The sequence below is a fragment of the Ligilactobacillus equi DSM 15833 = JCM 10991 genome, assembly GCF_001435735.1.
GTDB classification, from domain to species: Bacteria; Bacillota; Bacilli; order Lactobacillales; family Lactobacillaceae; genus Ligilactobacillus; species Ligilactobacillus equi.
Genome location: NZ_AZFH01000026.1, coordinates 1 through 369 on the forward strand (window position 1 = coordinate 1; position 369 = coordinate 369).

Consider the following 369-nt stretch of genomic DNA (forward strand, 5'->3'; position numbering starts at 1 on the left):
ACCAGCTATATACTTGTGCATAACTCACATCATATTTTTCGGCTGTTCTATGGTAATTAATATCATGTTTAATCAAGAATTCAATGATTTCTAGGCGTTCTTCAAAGGTAGTTTTTCTGGTTGAATTTCTTTTTTTAGTCAAATTTAGGTCTCTCTTTCTAGGCTGATAAGCCTTTAAGGTACCTTCATTATACCGCTTTATCCAGTTATATAGTTGTGTATGAGATTTTAATCCATTTTTTATTGCGAAGTTTAGTAAAGAATCTCCCGATTCCATAAATGCTGTAACTAAAGAAATTTTAAAGTTAAGAGTATAACTTTGGTTAGTACGCTTACTTTTAAGTCCTTCAATTCCTTGATATTTGTATA

The 369-nt window shown here is 30.4% G+C and carries 1 pseudogene; it reads right to left on the bottom strand.

Going from position 1 to position 369, the window contains the following annotated elements:
* Nucleotides 1–369, bottom strand: a pseudogene (locus FC36_RS12095) (helix-turn-helix domain-containing protein); the annotation flags it as partial.